The organism is Lederbergia lenta NBRC 16444 (genome assembly GCF_001591545.1).
GTDB classification, from domain to species: domain Bacteria; phylum Bacillota; class Bacilli; order Bacillales; family Bacillaceae_C; genus Lederbergia; species Lederbergia lenta.
Genome location: NZ_BCVC01000001.1, coordinates 37,906 through 60,175 on the forward strand (window position 1 = coordinate 37,906; position 22,270 = coordinate 60,175).

Here is a 22,270-nt window from a genome sequence, read left to right on the forward strand (position 1 = left end):
CCCCCGCTATTATCTTTCAGTTAAAACTTTAATAACAGCCCTACCTGCCAGTAGCAAGACACAGGGGAGCGAATGGATGTTAACTTATCATCTTCTAGGGAGAAGCCCTAAAGTCTCCTAGTCGATAGACAATGATAACTCTGTTCCTTATATGAAGAGGGCTTTTTCAGTGCCTTCAGTATAGATGATGACTTTTTTAACATGAACATCATAATAATTTATATAAGTAAAGCTCATTTACAGGTTCATTATTAATCATGAGTGAATGCACCTTTTCTCCTTCAATCTCGAATCCTAACTTTTCGTATAGTCTAGCTGCCCTTTTATTATGCTTCAGGACTGTCATTCCGAGTCTGGTTATTCCGTTTTCTTTTGACCAGTGGAATGCTTCTTCGAAAAGTTTGGCCCCGATTCCATTACCTCGAAATTCTTCTATGATTCCCATTACGATATAAGCCGAATGGCGAGTGCGGATGCTATTTCCACCAAGAATAAGCAAGTACCCAATAAGCCGGTTATCTTTCTCAGCGATAATAATAGTAGAGTTTCTTTGAAGAAGTATTGTTTCTATGCGTTTTTCTTCTTGGTCTTGGCTCGTTTTGCGTTCCCCAGGTTCATATAACATCATGTTTGAGGCATCTACGCTAATAAGTAAATTGGTAAACTGCTCTGCATCCTCAAGACGGATATGTCTAATATTCATTCATTTTCTCTCCTTGAATATTCATTGATAAAACTTATAGCAAACGTAACTGCTGAAGAGAAGAGTAATCCTGTTGATAGGATCATCCAAATAATTGTCACATCGATATTATCGGAAAATCTTTTAGCTCCTAGTACGAAGCTAATGGAGAAAATAAGACCAAGTGTACATAAAAAAGCTGCTGCACGGTATTTTTTTGAGCGTACTTCATTTAAATTTTTTCTAGTATAAGAAATGCCCCATACTAGTAAAGCAATAACCACAATAAAAGATAAAAGAATAAATCCTATCCCTACCATATATTCATATACCTCCAAATTTTACTTCCCTTATTTTAACACAACTATTTTGAAATCTTGTTAAAGAGCTGTGAAGAGTCTTGATATATATCGGTTGTAAGCATAGACTTAAAGAAACATAGTATAGAAAAGGGTGTCTTGCGTCATTGGTAAAAAAAGTAACTATTAGCATCGTGTTCATGTTAAGTATATTATTGCAAGCATGTTCGAGCACGAAGAATGATGAGCCTGATGAAGTGCAAGGATTCCACGCAGAAGCGGAACTTGGAGATATTCGAGAAGAAACGAATGGAGTAAGTAGTAAACCAAGTTTTCTACACGATAAGCCGGAAGAACCGCAACTTCCCTATTTGGAAGTTGCGAAAAATCAAGCAGTATTAGAAAATAGCTCTATCGTTTGGACGACCATGGAAGGAAATGTAATGTTTGCTTGGAAATAGCTGTAAAAGCAATAGTAGATTATAAAGGAGAAAAAATCATGAAAGAGATTCGCGATGAAATGGATCAAACTTATGAAGTAGGATATGCAAAAACTACAGAAACAAATGAAATTTAATCGTTAAAGGGTAAATGGAGATTAGCTATTTATATAATTTTTTGAAAAAACAGTTGAAAAAAATCTTAAATATGGTATATTACTCATTGAGAACGAATATCATTATCGAGAAAGAAGTCCAAACTGGAGGTTCAATTAAATATAGAGAAGTTTTATTTTTTTTGCGGGTCGTTGATAATGATTATCATTAATAGTATACATAAAAATAAAGAGGTGGATAAAGTGAAAAAGTTTTTAGCGCTAGTTGGAATTGTAATTGCAATGATGGTTATAGCTGCTTGTGGAGCAGACAAAACGGAAGACACAGAAAATAAAGGAGCAAAAGAAGAGCCACAGGCGGAAACGAAAACATTAACAATTAAACATGAATTAGGTGAAACCGAAGTAGATCAAAATCCTGAAAAGGTGGTTGTTTTTGACTTTGGATCACTAGATACATTAGATAAACTAGGAATTGAAGTAGCTGCTATACCTCAAAATAATGTGCCTAAATATCTTGAGAAATATGAAGATGAGAAGTATGCGAATGTTGGTAGTTTGAAAGAACCAGACTTTGAAAAAATTAATGAAATCAAACCAGACTTAATCATTATATCTGGTAGACAGTCTGATATGTATAAAGAGTTTACAGAAATTGCGCCTACGATTTTTCTAGGTGTTGATACAGAAAGATACATGGAATCATTTGAAGAAAATGTGAAAACAATTGGCGAGATTTTCAATAAAGATAAAGAAGCAGAAGAGCAATTAACAGCTATTAACAAGGATATAGAGAAATTGCATGGTGAAGCATCTGGTCTAGATGAAAAAGCATTAATCGTGTTAGCTAATGAAGGAAAAGTTAGTGCATATGGTCCAAGCTCTAGATTTGGAATTATCCACGATGTTTTCGGATTTGCACCAGCTGATCCAGGAATAGAAGTATCTACGCATGGTCAAAGTGTTTCTTTCGAATACATCTTAGAACAAGATCCAGATTTCTTATTTGTTATTGATCGTGGTGCTGTAGTAGCATCAGGGGATGGTCAATCTGCTGCGAAAGATGTTATTGAAAATGATTTAGTAAAAGGTACGAAAGCATATAAAAATGGCAAAATCGTATATTTAGATCCTGATTTCTGGTATCTATCTGGTGGGGGTCTTGAATCTGTATCAGAAATGGTAAAAGAAGTAGAAGGAAGCTTGAAATAAACAGTAAAAGAGGATGAACCGATATCGGTTCATCCTCTTTTCTTACTTCCTCAAATTCTCTTTATCTTTCAATCGGTTTTGTTCATCCGGAACTCTTTCTTGTTCTTTGAATTTTTGTTCTTGCTTTTGTTCATCTTGCAGTCTTCTTTCCTCTTCATTTGGTTTCGCCATGCTCATACCTCCTAGAAAAGACTTATTCATCTTTTCCCTTTTTCGATTATTAAGAAACTCCTTATTTTTTATAATAAGCCCTAGAAACTAATAACCCGACAATACCCAATATGATGAATAACAATGCTTTAACAGCTACTGATACAAAATAAATATCTATTAATATAATTTTTGCAAGGGTAAGAAATAGAATACCTGCGCCTATATATTTACCTTGAATAATAGATAAACTTTTACCAACGAGCATGAAGGCGATGGCAATAATGATCCAAAGGATGCTCATGATGATACGCTCCATACTTTCACTTGCGTTATCAGCTAGAAGTATAGAAAGCATTGCTGTAAATGCTAATAAGAGAATGGATACATAAGGTACACCGATGTTCATCGTTGTTTGATAATCTTCTTTTCTCCTGTTGGCTAAATAATAGATGGCATAACTTGTTGCGATAATAAGTACAAGCCAATGTAGCATTTCCCAAGAAATCCAAGCGGGGATAAATTTATAAATGATACTTATAGCACCAATAAAGTAAGTAAGGATGCCTAGCAAAGTATGAAAGAGACTTTTATATTTATGTGCAATATACATGTAAATGAGACTAGAACCAATTAACATTTCAATCGTTAACTCGTTGCTCATCATTTTAACAAAGAATAGTATTCCCATTAGTGCATTCGCAATAAATATTGGAGCTCTAACGGTATCCTTTTGATAATAATAAAAGGATACTCCGTACAGCAGTGCAATTATTGCAAATACGATGGAAGATTCTGAGTCAGTTAAGACAACCCCAAGCCAAAGGGAAGATAATAAGACACTGGAAAACAAAGTATAAGCCTGTTTATTTAAACTGTAACTGGTCTTAATAAAGCCGGTAAGCAATGCAATTTGTTGGACGAGAACGGGTGAAACAGCCAGCCATTTATCATTTTCAGGTACACCGGCAAAAATGATAAATAGAAGTAAAGCTATATTCAATAAAATAGCAGATAAATAATATAGAATAATATAGCGAGATCTCAGTGCGAGCCAAATAAATAATACATAAAGCAATGTTTCATAAAAAACGAATACCGGTATATTAGGTGCTGTACTTTCTATTAAAAAAGGAACGAATACACCGCCAATTGCAGAGACAATTCCGATGCTTTGTGATTTATATTTATACGTGAAAAATAGTCCCAATCCAATCCATATAATGTTCAGAAGAAAAGCAACCTCTGGACCAGTCATATCATAGAGTTGATGCATCGTAAATGTTGTTAACATCAAGATTGGAATGGCACCGCCCACTAGCACCTGACCTAAAACTGTTCGGCCTTGTTTTAACTGACGAATTCCAATGATAACAAAAGCAATAGCAGTAATAAATCCAAGCAATATTTTCACGGTCGCTGTCAAATATCCATAGTCTGAAGCTGCTTTAAATCCCCAAAGAACCCCAATGATAAAGACGAATATAAAAAGCCGCGGCAGTATTTTTTGAAAAATTAATACATCCCATTCGATGACATTGTTTTCCTTTGGTTCTATAACAGAATCGGTTTTAGATACGGGAATATCATGCGTAAAATTAGCTGCTTTCTCATCGGCTACTTTTTCAGGTTGAATCATCTGAAGCTTGCTTTCAAGATATCGAACCCGATTTTCTAAATGTTGTACACGTTCCTCGAGATTATGTTTACCTTCCATTTAATCTCCACCTTTCACTACATTGAGGCCTACACTATAATATATTAGTCAAATTAATCTAAATACCTTTATTAATATGATAAACTGGTGCCAGACAGACACGAATTTTGTCGAAGAAGAATAGGATGAGCGAAATTGTGAAGATAAAGACTCTAGGATGAATGGAAAATCTTGAAAAATACAGCAAAGGAGTTTGAAGAATGAAAAGAATATTAGACTGCAGAGGAACAGATTTTCAACAAATGGGTAGAAAGGAATTAAAGCAAGCTATATTTGCGGCGGAGGGAAGAACAGTTATCGCGGAAACTGTTGTAACTTCGCAGCCGCTTCTTCCGGAAATATCGAATCCAGAAATAATGAAAGCTTTTGGAGCGGATCTAATTTTATTAAATGTATTTGATGTTTTTAATCCTCGTGTGGAAGGTTTACATTCCATTGATCTATTCCATCCCAAGGAAGGAGAAATTGTTCCAAATCATGAAGCGATTAAAATAGTGAAACAATTGACGGGACTTCCAGTAGGTATAAATCTGGAGCCAGTGGATCAATCAGCAGATGCTTTAGAGACGTTGTATGCTTTACCAGTAGGGAGAACGGCAACAAAGGAAACCCTAGAAAAAGCAAAAGAACTTGGTTGTGATTTTGTTTGCTTAACTGGAAACCCGAAGACAGGTGTGACAAATGAAAAAATTGAAGAAGCGATTCACTTAGCTAAAAAGTATTTTGGTGGCTTAATCATCGCTGGGAAGATGCATAGCGCTGGTGCAAAAAATAAACCGTTAGATATTGATGCATTTAATCGGTTTGCTGATGCTGGAGCAGATGTTATTCTCTTTCCAGCACCAGGTACGGTTCCAGGAATACGGGAAGATACACTTGCAGAGGCGGTAGAATCTGTGAAACAAAGAGATGCCTTAACTCTAGCGGCAATTGGTACAAGTCAGGAAGGCGCTGATGAAGATACGATAAGATCCATTGCATTAAGTGCTAAACGAGCAGGGATAGATATTTTTCATATGGGGGATGCTGGATTTTTAGGGATGGCTATACCTGAAAATATTAAAGCATTATCCATTGCTATTCGGGGCAAAAGACATACTTATATTCGGATGGCGGCTTCAGCACTTAGATAAGGAGAAGATATCATATGCTAAAGAAATGTTTGCAAGAGTCTAATTATACGGTTGTTATGACAGGAGCTGGTATGTCTACGGAAAGCGGACTTCCAGATTTTAGATCAGCCAATACTGGGATGTGGACCCAGGAAGATCCTAGTCAAATCGCTAGCACAGAAGCATTAAATAAAAATGTAGAGAAGTTCTTTACGTTTTACAGACAGCGCGTGCTTGGTTTGAATGAATGTGAGCCACATAAAGGACATGATATTTTAGCGAGATGGGAGAAGGAAGGCTTAATACAAAGCATCATAACCCAAAACATTGATGGATTCCACCAAGAGGCAGGAAGTAGGGAAGTATCTGAGCTCCACGGCACGATGAAGCAAGTGCATTGCCAAACTTGTGGGAAGATTTATGGAAATGATACTTATGTAGAAGAAAAGTTTCAGTGTGAATGTGGTGGAAAACTACGGCCGTCTGTTGTGCTTTTCGGTGAAATGCTTCCTGAGGATGCATTTATGAAAGCGCAGGTAGAAAGTGAAAAGGCTGACTTATTTATTGTATTAGGTTCTTCGTTAACAGTGACTCCAGCTAATCAATTTCCAATGATTGCAAAACAAAGTGGAGCAAAGCTTGTCATTGTAAATTTGGAGCCGACAGATTTTGATATTTATGCGGACCTTGTTATTCAGGATCGTAAAATTGGGGAAGTGCTGGAAGAAGTGAACGAGGAGTTAGAACAAGAAGAAAGATGAAAAAATAGGGCTTATTCACCGTCCTGGTTGTTCCATTCGTATTGGTGTGAATCTATTCGCCATCGTGGTCAATCAATTCGCATAGGTGCGATTCTATTCGCCGCCACGGTTCATTCATTCGCATTCCTGATTTCAATTCACCTCCCAAAAAGAGAAACAAAAAATCGCAAGAGCATATGATTCATGCTCTTGCGATAAGTATATTATTCTTTTAGATCTTCAATTGAGTCAATATCCATATAATTTGGAACTACTAGGCCAATTTTTACGCCTTCCATATTAACGCCAATTTCTTCGAATTTACCTTCGTATTTATCAGCATATGTTTTGTGTGTAATTGGTAGCCAAGCAGCAAGTGTTGCATCAGCACTTCCATCAGCAACAGCTGTCCACATTGGACCAGCTTCCACTTGTGTAAGTGTCACGTTATATCCCATATCTTCTAGAACAATTTTCATTACGTTATGACTAGCAATTTCACTATCCCATGCAACGTAAGCAAGTTTAATTTTATCGCCATCTACTTTTTCTACACCATCTGTCCATTCAGCTACTTTATCAGCATTATCATCAACCCATGCTTGTGCAGCCACTTCTGGTTTTTCGCCTTCTTCAATAGCGACCATGATTGTACCCATGTCTTCTTCCGTCCACTTAAACTGTTGTAAAATTTGATACGCTTCAGGTAAATCTTTTTCCAATCCTGTACGGCCAATTGTACGAATTTCTTCTGCTCCACCATAAGCACCTTTTGGATCTTCTAAATATTTCAAATCATATTTAGAGAATTTCCAATGTGGAGTCCAACCAGTGATAATAATTGGATCTTCTTTGTCATATGCCTTTTTCAAAGCAGCAGTCATTGCAGCGCTTGAACCGGAAACAAGATCCCAATCTGTTAATTCATATTCTTCAATTGCCCTTTCAGTGGCCTCCATAATGCCAGCTCCAGGATCAATCCCTGTAATTTTGTATTTGACAGATTTTCCAACAGATTCTGTTTTAGCTCCAGTATCAGTTCCACTATCTTTATTTGTGTCATCACTGCCGCAAGCAGCAAGGCCCAGTGCAAGTAAAGCCACTGCACCTAATCCAGTAATTTTCTTTGCAAAACTCATGATACAATTCCCCCTTGTTTTTTCTTTCCTGCATGTTGCGTAATTCTATCTAAAATGATCGCTACGATCACGATAGCAAGTCCAGCTTCTACACCAACACCGGTTTTTAACTGTGTCACAGCACGGTATACTTCTTCACCAAGTCCTGGTGCACCGACCATAGACGCAATTACTACCATTGAAAGTGCGAGCATAATACTTTGGTTAATCCCAGCCATAATTGTTGGCATGGCAAGTGGTATCTCTACTTTAACTAGCTTTTGCCAAGTAGTAGAACCAAATGCTTCCGTTGCTTCAATTAAATCTTCTGGTACCTGACGTATCCCTAACGTAGTTAAACGAATAGTCGGAGGCATGGAGAAGATAACAGAGGCTACAACACCTGGAACGACACCAATGTTAAAAAAGAAAATGGCAGGCAATAAGTATACGAAAGCGGGCATTGTCTGCATAAAGTCTAGAATTGGTGTAACGATTTTTCGCGCCGTGTCATTTTGAGAAGACCAGATGCCTATTGGTATACCGATCACAATCGAAATGGCGACAGATGTGAGTACAAGAGCAAGCATCTGAAGCATCGGAGACCAGTAACCTAAATAATCGATCAGTAATAAACCAACTAAGGTAAATACAGCAATTCTTTTTGTCGAAATAAACCAAGCAAGCGCGCCAAATAAGAATGCTAGTATAATAGAAGGAATAAATCCAAGTCCAGACACAATACCTTCCACAATACCTTCTAATAACAATGTGATGCCATCAAATACACCACCAAATGTAATAACGAGCCAATCGACAAATTGGTCTATCCAAGAAGCAAGTGGAATACGTGGGAGTAAATTATCCAATTAATTCACCTCCCGTAAATCATTTTCCGATTCAACTTGCTCATTAATAAAATGTTCATCTCCGGATAAAGCGCCAATTAATGCGCCTCTAATAATAATCCCTTGAAGCCTTTTATCTTCATTTACTACAGCTACCGGTACTGGAGCGGTTGAAACAAGATTGAAAAGATCTGTTAGCAAGGTTTCAGAAGGTACTGTGGCGATATCTTTTATGAGGACATCCTGAAGAGTACTACCTTTCTCTGAAGCAGCATTAGCGTCTTGAGCTGTTACAGCTCCTAGCAATCTATTTTGCTTATCGACAACATAGATAGAAGAGATACCATGATGTTTCATGAGTCTAAGTGCAACTCTTGGTCCTCTGTCTAGTTGAACTGTTTCAGCTTGTTTCATGATATGCCCAGCTGTTAATACTTTTGAAAGATCCACATCTTCCACAAATTTTTCAACATATTCGTTGGAAGGATTCATTAGAATTTCCTCTGGCGTTCCGATTTGCACAATCTGACCATCTCTCATTAATGCAATTCTATCGCCAATCCGTAAGGCCTCATCAAGATCATGGGTAATAAAAATAATTGTTTTCCCCATTTCATCATGCAATTGAAGTAATTCATTTTGCATATCCTTCCGAATTAGAGGATCTAAGGCACTGAAAGCTTCATCCATTAACAAAATATCAGGATCATTTGCGAGCGCTCTCGCAAGTCCGACACGCTGTTGCATACCACCACTTAATTGGTCAGGATATTGAGCTTCATAACCTTCCAAGCCAACAAGTTTCAAAGATTCTTTCGCCTTCGTCTGACGTTCATCCTTGTTAATACCTTGAATTTCTAATCCATATTCAGTATTTTCTAAGATCGTTCGGTGAGGAAAGAGTGCAAACTTTTGAAAAACCATTCCAATCTTTTTGCGTCTCACTTCACGAAGTTGTTCTTTGTTCATTTGAACAATATCTGATCCATCTAATAGTATATGGCCTGTAGTTGGTTCGATTAGACGATTTAACAATCTAACCAACGTGGACTTTCCACTCCCGGATAAACCCATAATAACGAAAATTTCTCCATCGTACACATCGAAGCTAGCATTTTTGACTCCGACAGTTGCCCCAGATGCTTTTAATATTTCGCTTTTGGATTTCCCCTCGTTTAAAAGTTGTGTTGCTTTCTTTGTGTTTTTTCCAAAGATTTTTGTTGCGTTTTTGACCTCTATTTTTTTATGGCCTGATTGCTCATCCATGGTTTCACTCCCTATTCTTGATCACCTATATAAGTCTAGAGTAAGTAGAGCTTGTAATACAAATGTCATATAACTTCATATTCCATGTGTATAGTACGTACAGAATATACTGTACAAACTAAATTTAGCGTATTCTTAAAAATCCTCTTGAATGCTCTGTATTACTTGCATGTTTGAATCTTTACAATACGGTCAGCGTTATTATATTCTAGAAGAAACATCATGTTATAGCATTTGAAGGATGTGAAAATAAGGTGGAAGGTAAAGAGCGGCTTGAAAAAGCTCGTGAGCGTATTGTTGAAACGATTGCACAAAATATACATCTATACGGTGCGACATCTTCAGCAGGTAGGCTTTATGGAATGATGTTTTTTCATCAAGAGCCATTAACACTTGATGATATGAAGGAAGAACTCGGGATGAGCAAAACGAGTATGAGTACAACAGTAAGAGCATTATCTGATTTGAAAATGGTAGAGCGTGTCTGGAAAAAAGGAGTGCGCAAAGATTTATATCAAATAGAAGATGATTGGTATCAAAGTTTTATCGACTTGTTTTCGACAAAGTGGAAAAGTGCCATCTCGATGCATATATTAGCTATAAAAAAATCAATGACAGAATTAGAACAACTAATTGGAGATAGCAATATTAGTTTAGAAGTACGGACAATGGCTAAAGAAGATATGGAAAAATTGATATATATGGCTGAATACTACGAATGGCTTAATCGTTTAGTAGATGCATTTGAAGATCATGAGATATTTAAGCTTATACCTAAAAAAACAGATCAATAAAAGAAAAAAAGCTTGATTCCTTGGTGGAATTAAGCTTTTTTCATTGATTTATGTTGAAAAGGACATGTACCTTTAATTGGTTTGATATCATCGCCGATAAAATATTGCTTCCATTCCCGATGCTCAGGATCCCCGTAATGACTGATATTTGGGTGTTTTGGTAGTCGATCCCATTTTTCTACACGCGCACGAACTTTTTCGCGTGACATGCTTCCACCCTTTGAGGTACCTTCTAGCCCGTCAAATATACGTCGTGGCTGGAATCCAAGAATTAAACTATTACCTAAATCTCTTGTTTTTCGTTGCTTGTATGCTGGGGTATTCCCAAAAATGAAAAAAGGTTCTTCGGCAAATGAAAAATTCCATAAATGGTGATCAGGGTCTTCTGGATAATCTTCCGGCCAAGGTTTCTGATCTGCATCATGCAAATACTGAAGTATCTTCCAAAAATAAGCTCTATAATACTCAAGAGATTTTTCCTCTTTTTCTGGTTCAACAAATAAGAAAAATCCATGGCGTATTAATTTCTCGGACTCGTCAAACAGATTAATAAAGTCTTCTACTGTTTGCGGAAGGCTTGACCAGTCATTATGAGAGATATAAGAATAACGTAGTTCTCCCTTTTTCTCTGCGCTCATTCCAAATGTGCACGGAAACGTCTTTTGCGTCACGATGCTATTAAATGTCTCATATTCTCTTATCACCCAGTCAGGTACTAAATCAGGATTAGTCATATCTTCTTTTGTAAATAAAGCGCTCTTTTCCTTTATCATTAAATAGTCACCTCAAAAGATTAATTACCCTAAATTAGGTATGTGAAACATTAAATGGAATCGCCTCCTGTTTATAAAATCTATGCAATTTTTTCAGAAAGATGATGACGAGAAAGAGAGGAGAAGGCTTTTTTTGATAGTGTGGAATACAAAGAACTTAGGCCGCTAATCGAGGGCGCTGAAAAATCTATTCTAATGGAAGTAAATAACCTATATAAAACGCGTTAATTAATCACCGTTGATTTCCGCTTCAGGATGGCGCTTTCCGGGGGGCGGGGGGGCGTGCGGTGAGCTAATCCCCTCGGAGTCGCCACCTTACGTTTCATCAACTTGGTGTTCTTCTTTTACAGTAAGTTCGGTTTCAATTAAACGCGGGAAACCTGCCTAAGAGTTAACAATTAAGCTAATAGAGACGAAAAAATACGACTCCATTCTATTTAAGAATAAGTCGTATTTTTTTGCTTACAATCTAGTTGAAAAAACTCTAATTTCAGCGGTTATTTTCGATATAAGCTTCGGAAGAAATGGCCGTAACAGTCTTTTGATACGTTTCCTGCCGCTTTTTATCTTGTAGAAAAAATAAGCTAATGCGGTCAATTAAATAAAGGACGCTCAAATCAAGACCAGTTGAGATATATCCAGTGCGGATTGGATGTATCGTCCATAAAACGGCTTCCGATAATTTTGTTAGCGGGGTATCGCCATAAGCTGTGAACGAAACGACTTTCGCACCGTTATTTTTAGCTTCCATTACGGAATGCAATAAGTCTCTTGTCTGACCAGAACGAGAGAAGGCAAGCAATAAATCGCCTTCCTGGAATAGGGCACTTCTAATGATCATTAAGTGTGGATCAGTGACAGCCTCTGATGCAAATCCCATTCTACTTAAACGATAATTTAATTCTTGAGCAGCAAGTCCTGAGCTGCCTAGTCCATAAATATAAATGTTCTTTGCTGTCTTTATAAGTTGCATGGCTTCTTCTAGAGCTCGCTGTCCACTAAGCCCTTGAATATCATGAAGTATGTCTTCATATTGAAGCTTTAATTGCGAATCAACGTTATCTTTACCATCTTGATAGGCTTCGCGAGCTAATTTTATCTTCAATTCGACAAAATTTCGGCAAGAGACTTTTTTGCAAAATCTTGTAATCGTTGCTACTGAAATATCCGTTTTGGCAGCGATGTCTTTAATATTGCTTTGGGAAGCTTCAATCGGTGAAGCAAGCAAATAATCCGCTAAGCTTCTTTCCTTTTCTGATAAGGAGGAATATCTGGACTGAATTTCCTTCAAAAGCGTAACCATTGATTTAAACTCCTTTGATCTCCTCTACAAACCGGCTAGTAATTTGCTGAGGCCTTGAAATGGCACCACCAACGACAACAGAATAAGCACCAAGAGAAATCACAGTTTTCGCCATTTCAGGTGTAATAATATTGCCTTCAGCTATAACTGGAATGCGAATGTTATTTAAGATGATTTTCATAAATTCAAAATCATTCTCATATAGTTTACATCCGCTTGTTTCGTTTGTATACCCATGCAGAGTGGTAGAAACACAGTCAAAACCTAAACGTTCCGCTTCAAGTGCATCTTCCAAAGTTGAAATATCCGCCATTAACTCGATATGTGGATGATTCGTTTTTACATAATCAACAATATCTTTCAACTGTTCGCCGTTTGGACGTTTTCGCAATGTAGCATCCATGGCAATCATTTCACACCCTGATTCAATTAATTCATCTACCTCTTTTTTAGTTGCTGTAATGAAAACGTCGCTATCAGGATAATCTCGTTTAACAATTCCGACTACAGGTAGAGAAACTTCTTGTTTTATTGCTATAATATCTACCTTAGAATTTGCACGAATTCCGACTGCACCGCCAAGCTTAGCAGCAAGTGCCATTTTTGACATAATGAATGAACTATGAAGAGGTTCATTTTCAAGAGCTTGACATGAAGCAACAAGTCCATGTTTGATTTTATTTAACATAATTATTCCCCCACTATTTCTGCAATTTCATTTTTAATAATCGTTACATGTGGTCCATAAATAACTTGGATACCGTTCCCTTTTCTTACTACGCCTTTTGCTCCTGTTTCTTTCAATAATGCTTCATCTACCTTATCCGCATCATTGACACTGACACGTAAACGAGTAGCACAGCAATCAACATCTGTTAAGTTATTGGCGCCACCTAATGCTGTAATAATTGTTTGTGCTCTTTCGCTTGAATTTTCCGTTGTTGCTTTTGTTAATTCTTCATCTTCCCGACCTGGCGTTTTGAAATTGAATTTCTTAATTAAGAATGTAAAGAGGAAGTAATAGACAAAGAACCACGGAATACCAATAATCGGAACCATTATCCAGTTTGTTTTCGCATTTCCTTGTAAGATCCCAAATAGGACAAAGTCGATAAATCCTCCCGAAAATGTTTGACCAATGGTGATTTGGAAGATATGAGCCATCATAAATGCTAATCCATCTAAGAATGCGTGTACAACATACAGTAAAGGAGCGATAAACAAGAATGAGAATTCAATTGGTTCTGTAATTCCTGTTAGAAAGGATGTTAATGCAGCTGATCCCATCAAACCTGCCACTATTTTTTTGTTTTTTGGTTTCGCTGTACGATAAATGGCATATGTTGCACCAATAAGGCCAAACATCATCGTAATAAAACGACCAGACATAAAACGTGATGTGCCACTATAAAACTGTTCAACAGTAGGATCAGCAAGCTGTGCAAAGAAAATCCGCTGTGTACCTTCAATAAGCGTTCCATCAACAACAAGTGAACCACCTAAACTAGTTGTCCAAAAAGGCATATAGAATATATGATGCAGTCCAAATGGACCTAATAAACGTAACACAAATCCATAAATAAAGGTGCCAATATACCCGGTAGCTTCGACTAATCCACCTAATTTAAAAATACCTGCTTGAATAAATGGCCATACTAGGAACATAAAAACTCCTAGAAAAATAGCTGCAAATGAGGAAATGATTGGAACAAAACGTGATCCACTAAAGAAACCTAAAAATGCAGGAAGTTGTTTCTTATTATAACGGTTGTGAAGTAATGCCACTAAAACCCCAACCATTACACCACCGAATACACCTGTTTCTAAAGTGTGAATACCAAGCACTAACCCTTGACCAGCAGATGCTGGATCTTCCGTATTCAAAATTCCTGTAATACTTAATAATGACGAAATCGTTGCATTCATGACTAGGAAACCAAGCATACCGGCTAAACCAGCTGTTCCCTTATCACTTTTAGCTAAACCAACCGAGACCCCAATTGCGAATAACAAAGCAAGATTGGCGAAAATGACATTTCCGGCGCTCGACATAATTGTAAAAATAGACTGGAGCCAAGAGACGTCCAAAAAAGGATAGGCTTTTATCGTATTAGGATTAGATAAAGCGCCTCCAATTCCTAAAAGCAAACCAGCTGCTGGAAGAACAGCAATGGGCAGCATAAATGATTTACCAAATTGTTGTGCTTTCTCGAAGAAACTACTCATCATGTGTACCTCCTAGATGTAAATTATTTTCATACTTATTATAAGAAATATATTTTAGAAAAGCAACAAAAAATTTAAAGCACTTACAAATAGTATGAGAGACTTGTCGACATCTATGCTCTATTTATACTTATTTTTACCTAATTTCGATAACTCGCATCAATATGATACAATTAGGACAGAAAAATTAGCATGTAAAGGACGGAAATAATGAGTAAAACCAAAGCTCCGATTAATAAGAATGATTATATAGATGTTACGTTTGAAGACTTAACACATGACGGGAATGGCGTTGCAAAGGTAGATGGCTATCCATTATTTGTGGCCAATGGTTTACCAGGAGAAAAAGCGAAAGTGAAAGTAACGAAGTTGAATAAAGGATATGGCTTCGGGCGTTTAATGGAAGTATATGAAGAAAGTGAACATCGTGTAGTCCCAACATGTCCTATCTATGCACAATGCGGTGGTTGTCAGTTGCAGCACTTGAGTTATGAAGGGCAGCTCCTTGCTAAAGAAAAGCAGGTTCGGGATGTCATGGAGCGAATTGGGAAGCTAGAAAACGTGACTATTCATCCTGTGCTTGGTATGGAAGATCCGTGGCGTTATCGGAATAAAGCACAAGTTCCAATTGGTGAGCGAGAAGGCGGATTAATTGGTGGGTTTTATCAACGGAGATCACATGACATCATTGATATGGATGAATGTGTTATTCAGCATGAACAAAACGATGTCGTATTGCGCAAAGTGAAAGAAATCTGTGGGAAATACGGTGTGAAAGCATACGATGAAAAGGCGAATAAAGGAGTCCTTCGTCATGTGATGATTCGCTATGGAATCGTAACAGGCGAGATAATGGTCGTTTTAATTACACGCACATCTGATTTACCAAATCAGAAAAAAATCATCGAAGAAGTAACGAAGGCTATCCCAGGAATAAAATCGATCGTACAAAATGTAAATAAAAAACGCACGAATGTTATTTTTGGCGAACAAACGAAAGTACTGTGGGGAGAGGAAGTCATCTACGACTATATTGGTGATATTAAATTCGCCATATCAGCTCGATCTTTTTACCAAGTGAACCCAGAACAAACGAAGGTCCTTTATGATAAGGCATTGGAATACGCTGGTTTAAGTGGTAATGAAAATGTCATTGATGCCTATTGTGGCATTGGCACTATCTCTCTTTTCTTAGCCAAAAAGGCAAAGAAAGTATTTGGAGTCGAAATTATTCCTGAAGCAATAGAAGATGCAAGAAAAAACGCTGAACTAAACGGCATAACAAACGCTGAATTTGCCGTCGGCGAAGCGGAAGTCGTCATACCTAATTGGTATAAACAAGGCAACAAAGCGGACGTTCTCGTTGTTGATCCACCTCGTAAAGGCTGCGACCAAGCCTTGCTTGATACAATTATCAACATGAAACCAGAAAAAGTCGTTTATGTATCATGCAACCCAGCTACCTTGGCACGTGATTTAAGGATATTGGAAGATGGTGGGTATAAAACGGTGGAAGTGCAGCCAGTGGATATGTTTCCACATACCACGCATGTGGAGTGCGTGGCGTTGATAGAGTTGAAATAGCTTGCTGGCAATAGGTTTAATGGTTTTTAGTTGAATATTGAAGTATGTGTTATGTTCCCTCGGACGAATGGTTCGGGGGATTTTTTTGACCCCCAGGGGTCTAACTTTTACTCGGAATTGACAAATATTTGGGTGAAGTATATTTTTGCGGAAAGATTGAGGATGTAGATTATGATGGGGAGGGAGCAATGTTAAGAAACCCTAATTGTTATTAACAAATTAACTGCCTTAAAGAAGATAGGTGTAGATCAATATTATTCTTTCGAATTTGACTTGATTGATGAATACTCTTAAAAATATATCAATCGTTACCTTAAATAGAATTCAATAAAGGCGAATCTTTATAATAGCATATTGAAACTAGTATATAATTTACTTAAACGAAACCCCGCGAGTCAAACAATGATTCCCGGGGTCTTCGTCTTCTTAACCTAAGAGGATCTCTACTTTTGTTCCTTTGCCAATGTCACTTGTCAGTGTGATCCTTCCCCCATGTGCTTCGATAATATCTTTAGAAATGGCGAGTCCGAGACCTGTGCCCTGAATGTTTTCCGTATTGGACCCTCTATAATAGCGGTTGAATATCTGATCGATGTCCTCCTTCGCAATGCCTTTTCCATTGTCTTCAATGGTGATTCCTGTTTTTGTGACGCTGACGGTAATTTCAGTGTTATTGTCGTTGTGGATGATTGCATTGTTAATGAAATTCATAATGGCTCGTTTCATTAAATGCCGGTCGAACGTCCACATTACATTTTGTGCGTTGCTTTCAAAAGATATTGCGTGATCGCTGTATTTTGAGTCGTTCAATAAATCTATGACTAGCTCGCGAACAAAGCTTTCGAGGCGGGTGTCTTCTCGATTAAGCGGCATTTCTTGATTGCGCAATCGCATCGTTAAATTAAAGTCATCCAAAAGTTCCTTCATATAAATGGATTTTCGTTCGATTACTCCCGCATAATCCATACGTTCCGAATCCGCCACGTCTTGTTCACGCAATAATTCTGCAAATCCTTGAATGGATGCAAGGGGCGTCTTCAAATCATGCGAAACATTGCTGATCCACTCTTCACGCATTTTCTCCAGCTTCATACGCTCTTCTTCTTGGGCTTGGAGTGTTTCGGAAACGGAATTTAAATTTGAAAAGACTGGTTTGAAAATGCCTTGGCGTTTCATTTTCTGGACGGTAAAATTACGTTCCTTCAGCTGGGATATCCAGTCGATAATGTATGATACTGGTTTCGTAATAATAATGCTGAACAGCAACCCGATGATCATCGCGATAAGCAGATCGGCAATTGTAATGCCGACTAATGCTTTGGACATATACGATATAAAAGATTTGGAGTTGAACACGAAGATAATACGCTGCTCCGCAGGATTCTTAACACCTAACAGGTAACTATACTCTTCAATTTCACCAATATAATATGTTGTAAATTGGTCATCCATATATTTATAAATATGCACAAGCTCAATAGGGCTATAGTGTGCAGGTGCGTCTTTAGGCGCAAGAACATTTGTTACAACATTGCCGTTTTTATCCAATACCTGAAGCCAACCGCCGAACTTCCGCAACGCTTGAACACCTTCGTCTGAAATGACAGGTTGACCATTTTCTATTGACATATGACGGGAAAATTGGCGTGTGAAGTTTTCACCAGTCTCGGCGGATAAACTGTCATTACCATCTATCCTTTGGTAGAAAAGTATACCAATCAATAAAAACAAATTAACGAATATCACAATAAAAACAATGCTCAAGACTGAAAATAAATAGCGGACGGTCAATTTCCATTTCATTGTATCACCTATTTCACAGTGAATTTATATCCTAATCCTTTTACAGTTGTAAGATAGGAAGGCTTTGACGGATTATCTTCCGTTTTCTCGCGAAGGCGGCGGATATGGACCATCAGCGTATTATCCGCACCGAAAAAGTCTTCCCCCCAGACGCGTTCAAAAAGTGTCTCTTTGCTTAGAATCTGGTTCGGGTTATGCATGAAACAAGCCATCAATCCTATTTCCTTAGCCGTCAATTCCAATGCTTCGCCATTTTTCATCACTTCGGTTTCTGTTTCATTCATTGAAAACGGTCCGACGGTAATTTTTTTAGGTTGAGAAGAGTCCGATTCGTGATACCCTGCCCGTCTTAATTGGGCTTTTACTCTGAAGGCAACTTCCTTCGGGCTGAACGGTTTTGTAATATAATCATCGCCCCCGATGGCGAGACCTAAGATTTTATCTGTCTCGTCAGACTTTGCCGATAAGAATAAGATTGGAATCCGGGAAACTTCCCGAATGTCTTTGCACAAGTCATAGCCTTCCCCATCTGGGAGCATAATGTCCAAAATGGCAATATCCGGCGAGAACGATTCGAATTTCTTCCAACCTTCACGTACAGACCCTGCCGTTTCAATTTCTGAAAAACCTTCATTTATAAGCGCTGTTTTCATTAAATGTCGTAAATCACTTTCATCATCAACGATTAAGATTCGCGGCTTCTCCAAATCGTGCACATCCCTTCAAGTTACGTATGTTTTCTTTCCTTAAGTATAAAGTAATTTTCCACAACTCGCCCATATTTAAGGATAATGTAAGGTTGGTGTTATTTTAGCTTAAGGTGCAATCAGTATAGTAAGGACATACGAAAGAGGTGCGAATAAATGGAGCCATTATTAATTGTTAAAAACGTTGAAAAAAGCTACGGGAAAGGCGCAAATACTTTCAAAGCGCTTGAACATATTTCATTTGAAATCGATCATGGTGAATTTGTTGGTGTAATGGGACCCTCGGGAGCAGGGAAATCCACATTGTTACATGTCCTTGCAACTATTGATACCCCAACAATTGGAGATATCTTTATCGGGAATGACAATATTGCGAAGATGGATGAAGAAAAGCTGGCAGATTTTAGACGTGATCATCTTGGATTTATATTCCAGGATTATAATCTTTTGGATTCGTTGACAGTACGAGAAAACATTTTATTACCACTAGCGATTGCTAAAAAGAAGCCCGCGGAAATCGCGGAGCGTGTGGAGAAAATTGCAGCTACATTCGGTATTTCGAGCTTGCTCGATAAATACCCATACCAAATTTCTGGTGGTCAAAAGCAACGTACCGCAGCGAGCCGCGCATTGATTTCCAATCCAAAAATCATTTTTGCGGATGAACCGACAGGCGCACTCGATTCGAAATCCGCAACAGATTTGCTTGAAAGCATGAGTTTGTTAAATGAAGAGCATGAGACGACAATTATGATGGTGACGCATGATGCATATGCGGCAAGCTTTTGCCGTCGGATTTTGTTCATAAAAGACGGAAATCTGTCAAAGGAGATATTGCGTGGGAATAAACCACGAAAAGAATTTTTCCAAATGATTTTGGACGAGTTAGCACAAATAGGCGGTGAAGCGAATGACGTTATTTGATTTGTCATTGAAAAATATTCGCCGCAATATGAAAAGCTATTCACTTTATATTGGATCAACCGTTTTTTCCATCCTCATTTACTTTACATTTGCAACGTTGAAATATAGTGAGGATATTGGCGGAATGGCTGAAACATCGAAACAAATCAAAGCAGTCATGAGTGCATCCACATTTGTGCTAATGATTTTTGTCGCGGTTTTCATTTTGTATTCAAACTCGTTTTTTATGAAAAAGAGGAAGAGGGAAGTTGCACTTTATTCCTTGTTAGGTGTGCGTAAAAAATCAATTGGCTTCCTGTTGTTTTTCGAGAATATGGTAATCGGGTTGTTGTCGCTTGTTATCGGTGTTGTTTTAGGGTTCTTGCTGTCACGTGTATTGCTTACCATTCTTTTAAAACTGATGGGTCTCGACATTGTTGCAGGATTTGCTTTTTCAATGAATGCGCTAATGAATACAAGCATCGTGTTTATCATCATTTTTTTATTCACTTCATTGATGGGATACCGAATCATTTATCAATTCAAATTGATTGATTTGTTCCATGCAGAGAAGAAGGGTGAGGAAGTACCTAAAGCAAGGGTGCTCACAGCGATAGCTGGCGTGTCAGCATTGGCAGCTGCGTACTACATTGCCTTGGAGGATATTCTCGAATCGAGAGTTTGGGATACATTGGGCTTAGCAACGCCGATCCTCATTATCGCATTGACCGTGATTGGCTCGTATCTGTTGTTCCATAGCGTGCTTGTGTATGTATTGTCCTTTTTAAAAGGAAACCCGCGCTGGGCTTGGAGGGGCCTTCATATGATGACGACCTCGCAGCTTCTTTATCGGATTAGAGGGAATGCGAAAACATTGACGATTATTACAGTGCTGAGCGCAACAACAATTACAGCCGGCGGTGCAGTTTTCGGTGTTTATTACAACGCTGAAAAAAGTGTCCAAGAACATAGTCCCTACACTTTTATGTGGGAAGGGCAGAAGCAGGATATCAATGCCTCCATAATTGAAGCGGAAGTCTCGTTCAATAGCAAGACAGTCCGTATCGCTCTTGGTTCTTATGAAATGGAATATGCGGTCATAGACGAAAAGACATTCGAAAAGTTGGCGAAAAATATAGCTTGGTCAGATGTTCAAGAGTTGCGACAACAAGATGAAGTCTTTGTAATTGACGCTTTTTATGATGAACGATGGTCAGAAAAGTTGGATGTAGTAACAATCAACGGTGCAGATTATCCGGTTGCTGCTTTCTACGATAAAGCGTTGTTCAATGTCGGAACGCTGGGAGGAACTGCGCTCGTCGTGCCGAGCAAATTATACGATGAGATTGATTCCGAAGAAAAATTGATACAAGGTGTTCAAGTTTCCGACTATAAAAAGCAAGTCGCTTTATCGGATAAACTGGCATCCGCCACAGAGGACTTCTCAAGCGCGACAGCTGATTATAAAGGTGCCATTGAATCATCAGGTGCACTACTTTTCGTTGGAAGCTTTTTAGGATTAGTTTTCCTTGTCGCAACTGGCAGTATCATCTTCTTTAAAATGATGACTGAAGCAGAGGAAGATAAAGCAAAATACGCTATTCTTCATAAAATTGGTGTATCGAATAAGGATATGAAAGGGACAATCCGAGGACAGGTCGGTGTTATTTTCGCAGTTCCGCTCCTTCTTGGCCTCATTCATGGGGGGGTGGCATTGGCTGCAGCTTCCCATTTGATCATGATGGATATCTTTGTCCCTGTCATTATTTGGATGATGGCTTACACAATGATTTATGCAATTTACTATTTTGTTACTGTACGCAGCTTTATCAAAATAATTAGACGGGAATATTTGGAGGGGTAAATATGAAAAAAGGGTTTATTATAATGGGGATCATCGTTGTTCTTCTAATCGGAGCTGTTCTCGTATTAGGAAAGATAGATTTCAATAGGATGGGAAAAGCGAATGCTTATTATCATGTCGATATACCAGCTTCAGTTGAAGAAACGAAATTGGACTCAGGTGAAATTATAAAAAGGTATTTGTATACCGGTGCGGCTTATAAAGAAAATGGGGAAGAAATCAAAGTAGAGTTCACAGCAGCAAAACAGTTACGAGAAGGCGCATATTTAAAGTTATATTTGAATAAAGGGAATAACGTCACTTCCTATGATGAAGTACAGCAGTTAGATATCCCTAAGAAGGTGAATTTTTAAAACAGAGGTCAATCCTGTACAAACAGTCGTGGACGAGTGTTATTAAATGCAGTTCGAGAAACAATCATGGTTGTTTAATTAACGTGTTCCAAAACCACGGTTGATACATTCACGCAAAATTAGGATATTCGTGAAAATGTATCAACCACTGATGTTAACACAGGTGGAGTGTGTATCGTTGCTACAAAGAGAGACTATATGAAAATCCTTCTCCCACAAACACATTCACAAGCATTCCGTGTTTGTAGGAGAAGGTGAAA

At 38.0% G+C, this 22,270-nt stretch carries 23 protein-coding genes; 10 read left to right on the forward strand and 13 right to left on the reverse strand.

The window, feature by feature from the left end; translation table 11 throughout:
* Positions 1–208: 208 nt before the first annotated feature.
* Together BLE01S_RS00180 and BLE01S_RS00185 are read right to left on the reverse strand one after the other, a co-directional pair.
* The gene (locus BLE01S_RS00180; protein ID WP_066135726.1) at positions 209–703 is read right to left on the reverse strand and encodes a GNAT family N-acetyltransferase; all 495 of its coding nucleotides are present in this window, start codon (positions 701–703) and stop codon (positions 209–211) included.
* A complete protein-coding gene (locus BLE01S_RS00185) occupies positions 700–1,020 on the reverse strand; it encodes a hypothetical protein (RefSeq protein WP_145981920.1) in 321 nt (106 codons plus the stop codon). The genes BLE01S_RS00180 and BLE01S_RS00185 overlap by 4 nt, the downstream gene beginning before the upstream one ends.
* A gap of 128 nt (positions 1,021–1,148) precedes the next feature.
* Here BLE01S_RS00185 and BLE01S_RS21235 point away from each other — a divergent pair, with 128 nt between their 5' ends.
* From BLE01S_RS21235 to BLE01S_RS00195, 3 genes are all read left to right on the forward strand, one after another.
* Positions 1,149–1,442 carry a PCYCGC motif-containing (lipo)protein gene (locus BLE01S_RS21235; RefSeq protein ID WP_066135734.1) on the forward strand — a complete coding sequence of 98 codons (294 nt, stop codon included), beginning with the start codon at positions 1,149–1,151 and terminating at the stop codon, positions 1,440–1,442.
* Complete coding sequence (locus BLE01S_RS21240; RefSeq protein WP_169800008.1) at positions 1,433–1,558, forward strand: PCYCGC motif-containing (lipo)protein; 126 nt, start codon at positions 1,433–1,435, stop codon at positions 1,556–1,558. Before BLE01S_RS21235 ends, BLE01S_RS21240 begins: the two co-directional genes overlap by 10 nt.
* 222 nt (positions 1,559–1,780) lie before the next feature.
* A complete protein-coding gene (locus tag BLE01S_RS00195) occupies positions 1,781–2,749 on the forward strand; it encodes a siderophore ABC transporter substrate-binding protein (protein WP_066140685.1) in 969 nt (322 codons plus the stop codon).
* Positions 2,750–2,791: 42 nt separating this feature from the next.
* Here the strand turns inward: BLE01S_RS00195 and BLE01S_RS21245 are convergent, their stop codons facing one another.
* A complete protein-coding gene (locus tag BLE01S_RS21245) occupies positions 2,792–2,920 on the reverse strand; it encodes a hypothetical protein (RefSeq protein ID WP_274379891.1) in 129 nt (42 codons plus the stop codon).
* Between the two features lie 61 nt (positions 2,921–2,981).
* On the reverse strand, positions 2,982–4,616 hold the full coding sequence (locus tag BLE01S_RS00200; RefSeq protein WP_066135737.1) for a DUF2339 domain-containing protein: 1,635 nt from the start codon (positions 4,614–4,616) through the stop codon (positions 2,982–2,984).
* Positions 4,617–4,816: 200 nt separating this feature from the next.
* Here BLE01S_RS00200 and BLE01S_RS00205 point away from each other — a divergent pair, with 200 nt between their 5' ends.
* Both BLE01S_RS00205 and BLE01S_RS00210 read left to right on the forward strand, forming a co-directional pair.
* Positions 4,817–5,749 carry a DUF7916 family protein gene (locus BLE01S_RS00205; RefSeq protein WP_066135740.1) on the forward strand — a complete coding sequence of 311 codons (933 nt, stop codon included), beginning with the start codon at positions 4,817–4,819 and terminating at the stop codon, positions 5,747–5,749.
* A gap of 14 nt (positions 5,750–5,763) precedes the next feature.
* Positions 5,764–6,489 (forward strand): NAD-dependent protein deacylase, encoded by a 726-nt coding sequence (locus BLE01S_RS00210; RefSeq protein WP_066135743.1) that lies wholly within the window; start codon positions 5,764–5,766, stop codon positions 6,487–6,489.
* A 203-nt stretch (positions 6,490–6,692) separates the two neighbouring features.
* Here BLE01S_RS00210 and BLE01S_RS00215 read toward each other — a convergent pair whose 3' ends face one another.
* From BLE01S_RS00215 to proV, 3 genes are read right to left on the reverse strand one after another with little or no spacing between them, the layout of a single operon-like run.
* Positions 6,693–7,607: a glycine betaine ABC transporter substrate-binding protein gene (locus BLE01S_RS00215; RefSeq protein WP_066135746.1), complete on the reverse strand. Its 915-nt coding sequence runs from the start codon at positions 7,605–7,607 to the stop codon at positions 6,693–6,695.
* Positions 7,604–8,455 (reverse strand): ABC transporter permease, encoded by an 852-nt coding sequence (locus tag BLE01S_RS00220; RefSeq protein WP_066135747.1) that lies wholly within the window; start codon positions 8,453–8,455, stop codon positions 7,604–7,606. Before BLE01S_RS00220 ends, BLE01S_RS00215 begins: the two co-directional genes overlap by 4 nt.
* Positions 8,456–9,700 (reverse strand): glycine betaine/L-proline ABC transporter ATP-binding protein ProV, encoded by a 1,245-nt coding sequence (gene proV, locus BLE01S_RS00225; protein ID WP_066135750.1) that lies wholly within the window; start codon positions 9,698–9,700, stop codon positions 8,456–8,458.
* A gap of 254 nt (positions 9,701–9,954) precedes the next feature.
* On the opposite strand from proV, the gene BLE01S_RS00230 reads away from it, so the two are divergent.
* Entirely contained in the window at positions 9,955–10,494 is a 540-nt protein-coding gene (locus BLE01S_RS00230) for a GbsR/MarR family transcriptional regulator (RefSeq protein ID WP_066135753.1), read from the forward strand.
* 29 nt (positions 10,495–10,523) lie between these two features.
* Here the strand turns inward: BLE01S_RS00230 and BLE01S_RS00235 are convergent, their stop codons facing one another.
* The 4 genes from BLE01S_RS00235 to ptsG form a co-directional block, all read right to left on the reverse strand.
* Positions 10,524–11,267 carry a YqcI/YcgG family protein gene (locus BLE01S_RS00235; RefSeq protein ID WP_066135756.1) on the reverse strand — a complete coding sequence of 248 codons (744 nt, stop codon included), beginning with the start codon at positions 11,265–11,267 and terminating at the stop codon, positions 10,524–10,526.
* Positions 11,268–11,757: 490 nt separating this feature from the next.
* On the reverse strand, positions 11,758–12,570 hold the full coding sequence (locus BLE01S_RS00240) for a MurR/RpiR family transcriptional regulator (RefSeq protein WP_066135761.1): 813 nt from the start codon (positions 12,568–12,570) through the stop codon (positions 11,758–11,760).
* A 4-nt stretch (positions 12,571–12,574) separates the two neighbouring features.
* Complete coding sequence (locus BLE01S_RS00245; RefSeq protein ID WP_066135764.1) at positions 12,575–13,258, reverse strand: N-acetylmannosamine-6-phosphate 2-epimerase; 684 nt, start codon at positions 13,256–13,258, stop codon at positions 12,575–12,577.
* 2 nt (positions 13,259–13,260) lie between these two features.
* Complete coding sequence (ptsG, locus tag BLE01S_RS00250; RefSeq protein WP_066135767.1) at positions 13,261–14,796, reverse strand: glucose-specific PTS transporter subunit IIBC; 1,536 nt, start codon at positions 14,794–14,796, stop codon at positions 13,261–13,263.
* Positions 14,797–15,006: 210 nt separating this feature from the next.
* Here ptsG and rlmD point away from each other — a divergent pair, with 210 nt between their 5' ends.
* On the forward strand, positions 15,007–16,380 hold the full coding sequence (gene rlmD, locus BLE01S_RS00255; protein WP_066135769.1) for a 23S rRNA (uracil(1939)-C(5))-methyltransferase RlmD: 1,374 nt from the start codon (positions 15,007–15,009) through the stop codon (positions 16,378–16,380).
* Positions 16,381–16,806: 426 nt separating this feature from the next.
* On the opposite strand, the gene BLE01S_RS00260 is transcribed toward rlmD, so the two are convergent.
* Together BLE01S_RS00260 and BLE01S_RS00265 are read right to left on the reverse strand one after the other, a co-directional pair.
* Complete coding sequence (locus BLE01S_RS00260) at positions 16,807–18,183, reverse strand: sensor histidine kinase (RefSeq protein WP_066135771.1); 1,377 nt, start codon at positions 18,181–18,183, stop codon at positions 16,807–16,809.
* 8 nt (positions 18,184–18,191) lie between these two features.
* Positions 18,192–18,890, reverse strand: a complete 699-nt coding sequence (locus BLE01S_RS00265; RefSeq protein ID WP_066135774.1) for a response regulator transcription factor — start codon at positions 18,888–18,890, stop codon at positions 18,192–18,194.
* Positions 18,891–19,046: 156 nt separating this feature from the next.
* On the opposite strand from BLE01S_RS00265, the gene BLE01S_RS00270 reads away from it, so the two are divergent.
* Genes BLE01S_RS00270 through BLE01S_RS00280 form a run of 3 tightly spaced genes read left to right on the forward strand, consistent with a single transcriptional unit; the run spans position 19,047 to position 22,010 of the window.
* Positions 19,047–19,814, forward strand: a complete 768-nt coding sequence (locus tag BLE01S_RS00270; RefSeq protein ID WP_066135781.1) for an ABC transporter ATP-binding protein — start codon at positions 19,047–19,049, stop codon at positions 19,812–19,814.
* Positions 19,801–21,657, forward strand: coding sequence for an FtsX-like permease family protein (locus BLE01S_RS00275; protein WP_066135784.1), 1,857 nt, complete (start codon positions 19,801–19,803; stop codon positions 21,655–21,657). The genes BLE01S_RS00270 and BLE01S_RS00275 overlap by 14 nt, the downstream gene beginning before the upstream one ends.
* Positions 21,658–21,659: 2 nt before the next feature.
* The gene (locus BLE01S_RS00280; RefSeq protein ID WP_066135787.1) at positions 21,660–22,010 is read left to right on the forward strand and encodes a YxeA family protein; all 351 of its coding nucleotides are present in this window, start codon (positions 21,660–21,662) and stop codon (positions 22,008–22,010) included.
* Positions 22,011–22,270 lie beyond the last annotated feature (260 nt).

Bases quoted from the DNA above. Each gene is read 5' to 3' on its own strand.
- BLE01S_RS00180 (WP_066135726.1), bottom strand. From the start codon at position 703: ATGAATATTAGACATATCCGTCTTGAGGATGCAGAGCAGTTTACCAAT.
- BLE01S_RS21245 (WP_274379891.1), bottom strand. From the start codon at position 2,920: ATGGCGAAACCAAATGAAGAGGAAAGAAGACTGCAAGATGAACAAAAG.
- BLE01S_RS00200 (WP_066135737.1), bottom strand. From the start codon at position 4,616: ATGGAAGGTAAACATAATCTCGAGGAACGTGTACAACATTTAGAAAAT.
- BLE01S_RS00205 (WP_066135740.1), top strand. From the start codon at position 4,817: ATGAAAAGAATATTAGACTGCAGAGGAACAGATTTTCAACAAATGGGT.
- BLE01S_RS00210 (WP_066135743.1), top strand. From the start codon at position 5,764: ATGCTAAAGAAATGTTTGCAAGAGTCTAATTATACGGTTGTTATGACA.
- BLE01S_RS00215 (WP_066135746.1), bottom strand. From the start codon at position 7,607: ATGAGTTTTGCAAAGAAAATTACTGGATTAGGTGCAGTGGCTTTACTT.
- proV (WP_066135750.1), bottom strand. From the start codon at position 9,700: ATGGATGAGCAATCAGGCCATAAAAAAATAGAGGTCAAAAACGCAACA.
- BLE01S_RS00235 (WP_066135756.1), bottom strand. From the start codon at position 11,267: ATGATAAAGGAAAAGAGCGCTTTATTTACAAAAGAAGATATGACTAAT.
- BLE01S_RS00240 (WP_066135761.1), bottom strand. From the start codon at position 12,570: ATGGTTACGCTTTTGAAGGAAATTCAGTCCAGATATTCCTCCTTATCA.
- BLE01S_RS00245 (WP_066135764.1), bottom strand. From the start codon at position 13,258: ATGTTAAATAAAATCAAACATGGACTTGTTGCTTCATGTCAAGCTCTT.
- ptsG (WP_066135767.1), bottom strand. From the start codon at position 14,796: ATGAGTAGTTTCTTCGAGAAAGCACAACAATTTGGTAAATCATTTATG.
- rlmD (WP_066135769.1), top strand. From the start codon at position 15,007: ATGAGTAAAACCAAAGCTCCGATTAATAAGAATGATTATATAGATGTT.
- BLE01S_RS00260 (WP_066135771.1), bottom strand. From the start codon at position 18,183: ATGAAATGGAAATTGACCGTCCGCTATTTATTTTCAGTCTTGAGCATT.
- BLE01S_RS00270 (WP_066135781.1), top strand. From the start codon at position 19,047: ATGGAGCCATTATTAATTGTTAAAAACGTTGAAAAAAGCTACGGGAAA.
- BLE01S_RS00275 (WP_066135784.1), top strand. From the start codon at position 19,801: ATGACGTTATTTGATTTGTCATTGAAAAATATTCGCCGCAATATGAAA.
- BLE01S_RS00280 (WP_066135787.1), top strand. From the start codon at position 21,660: ATGAAAAAAGGGTTTATTATAATGGGGATCATCGTTGTTCTTCTAATC.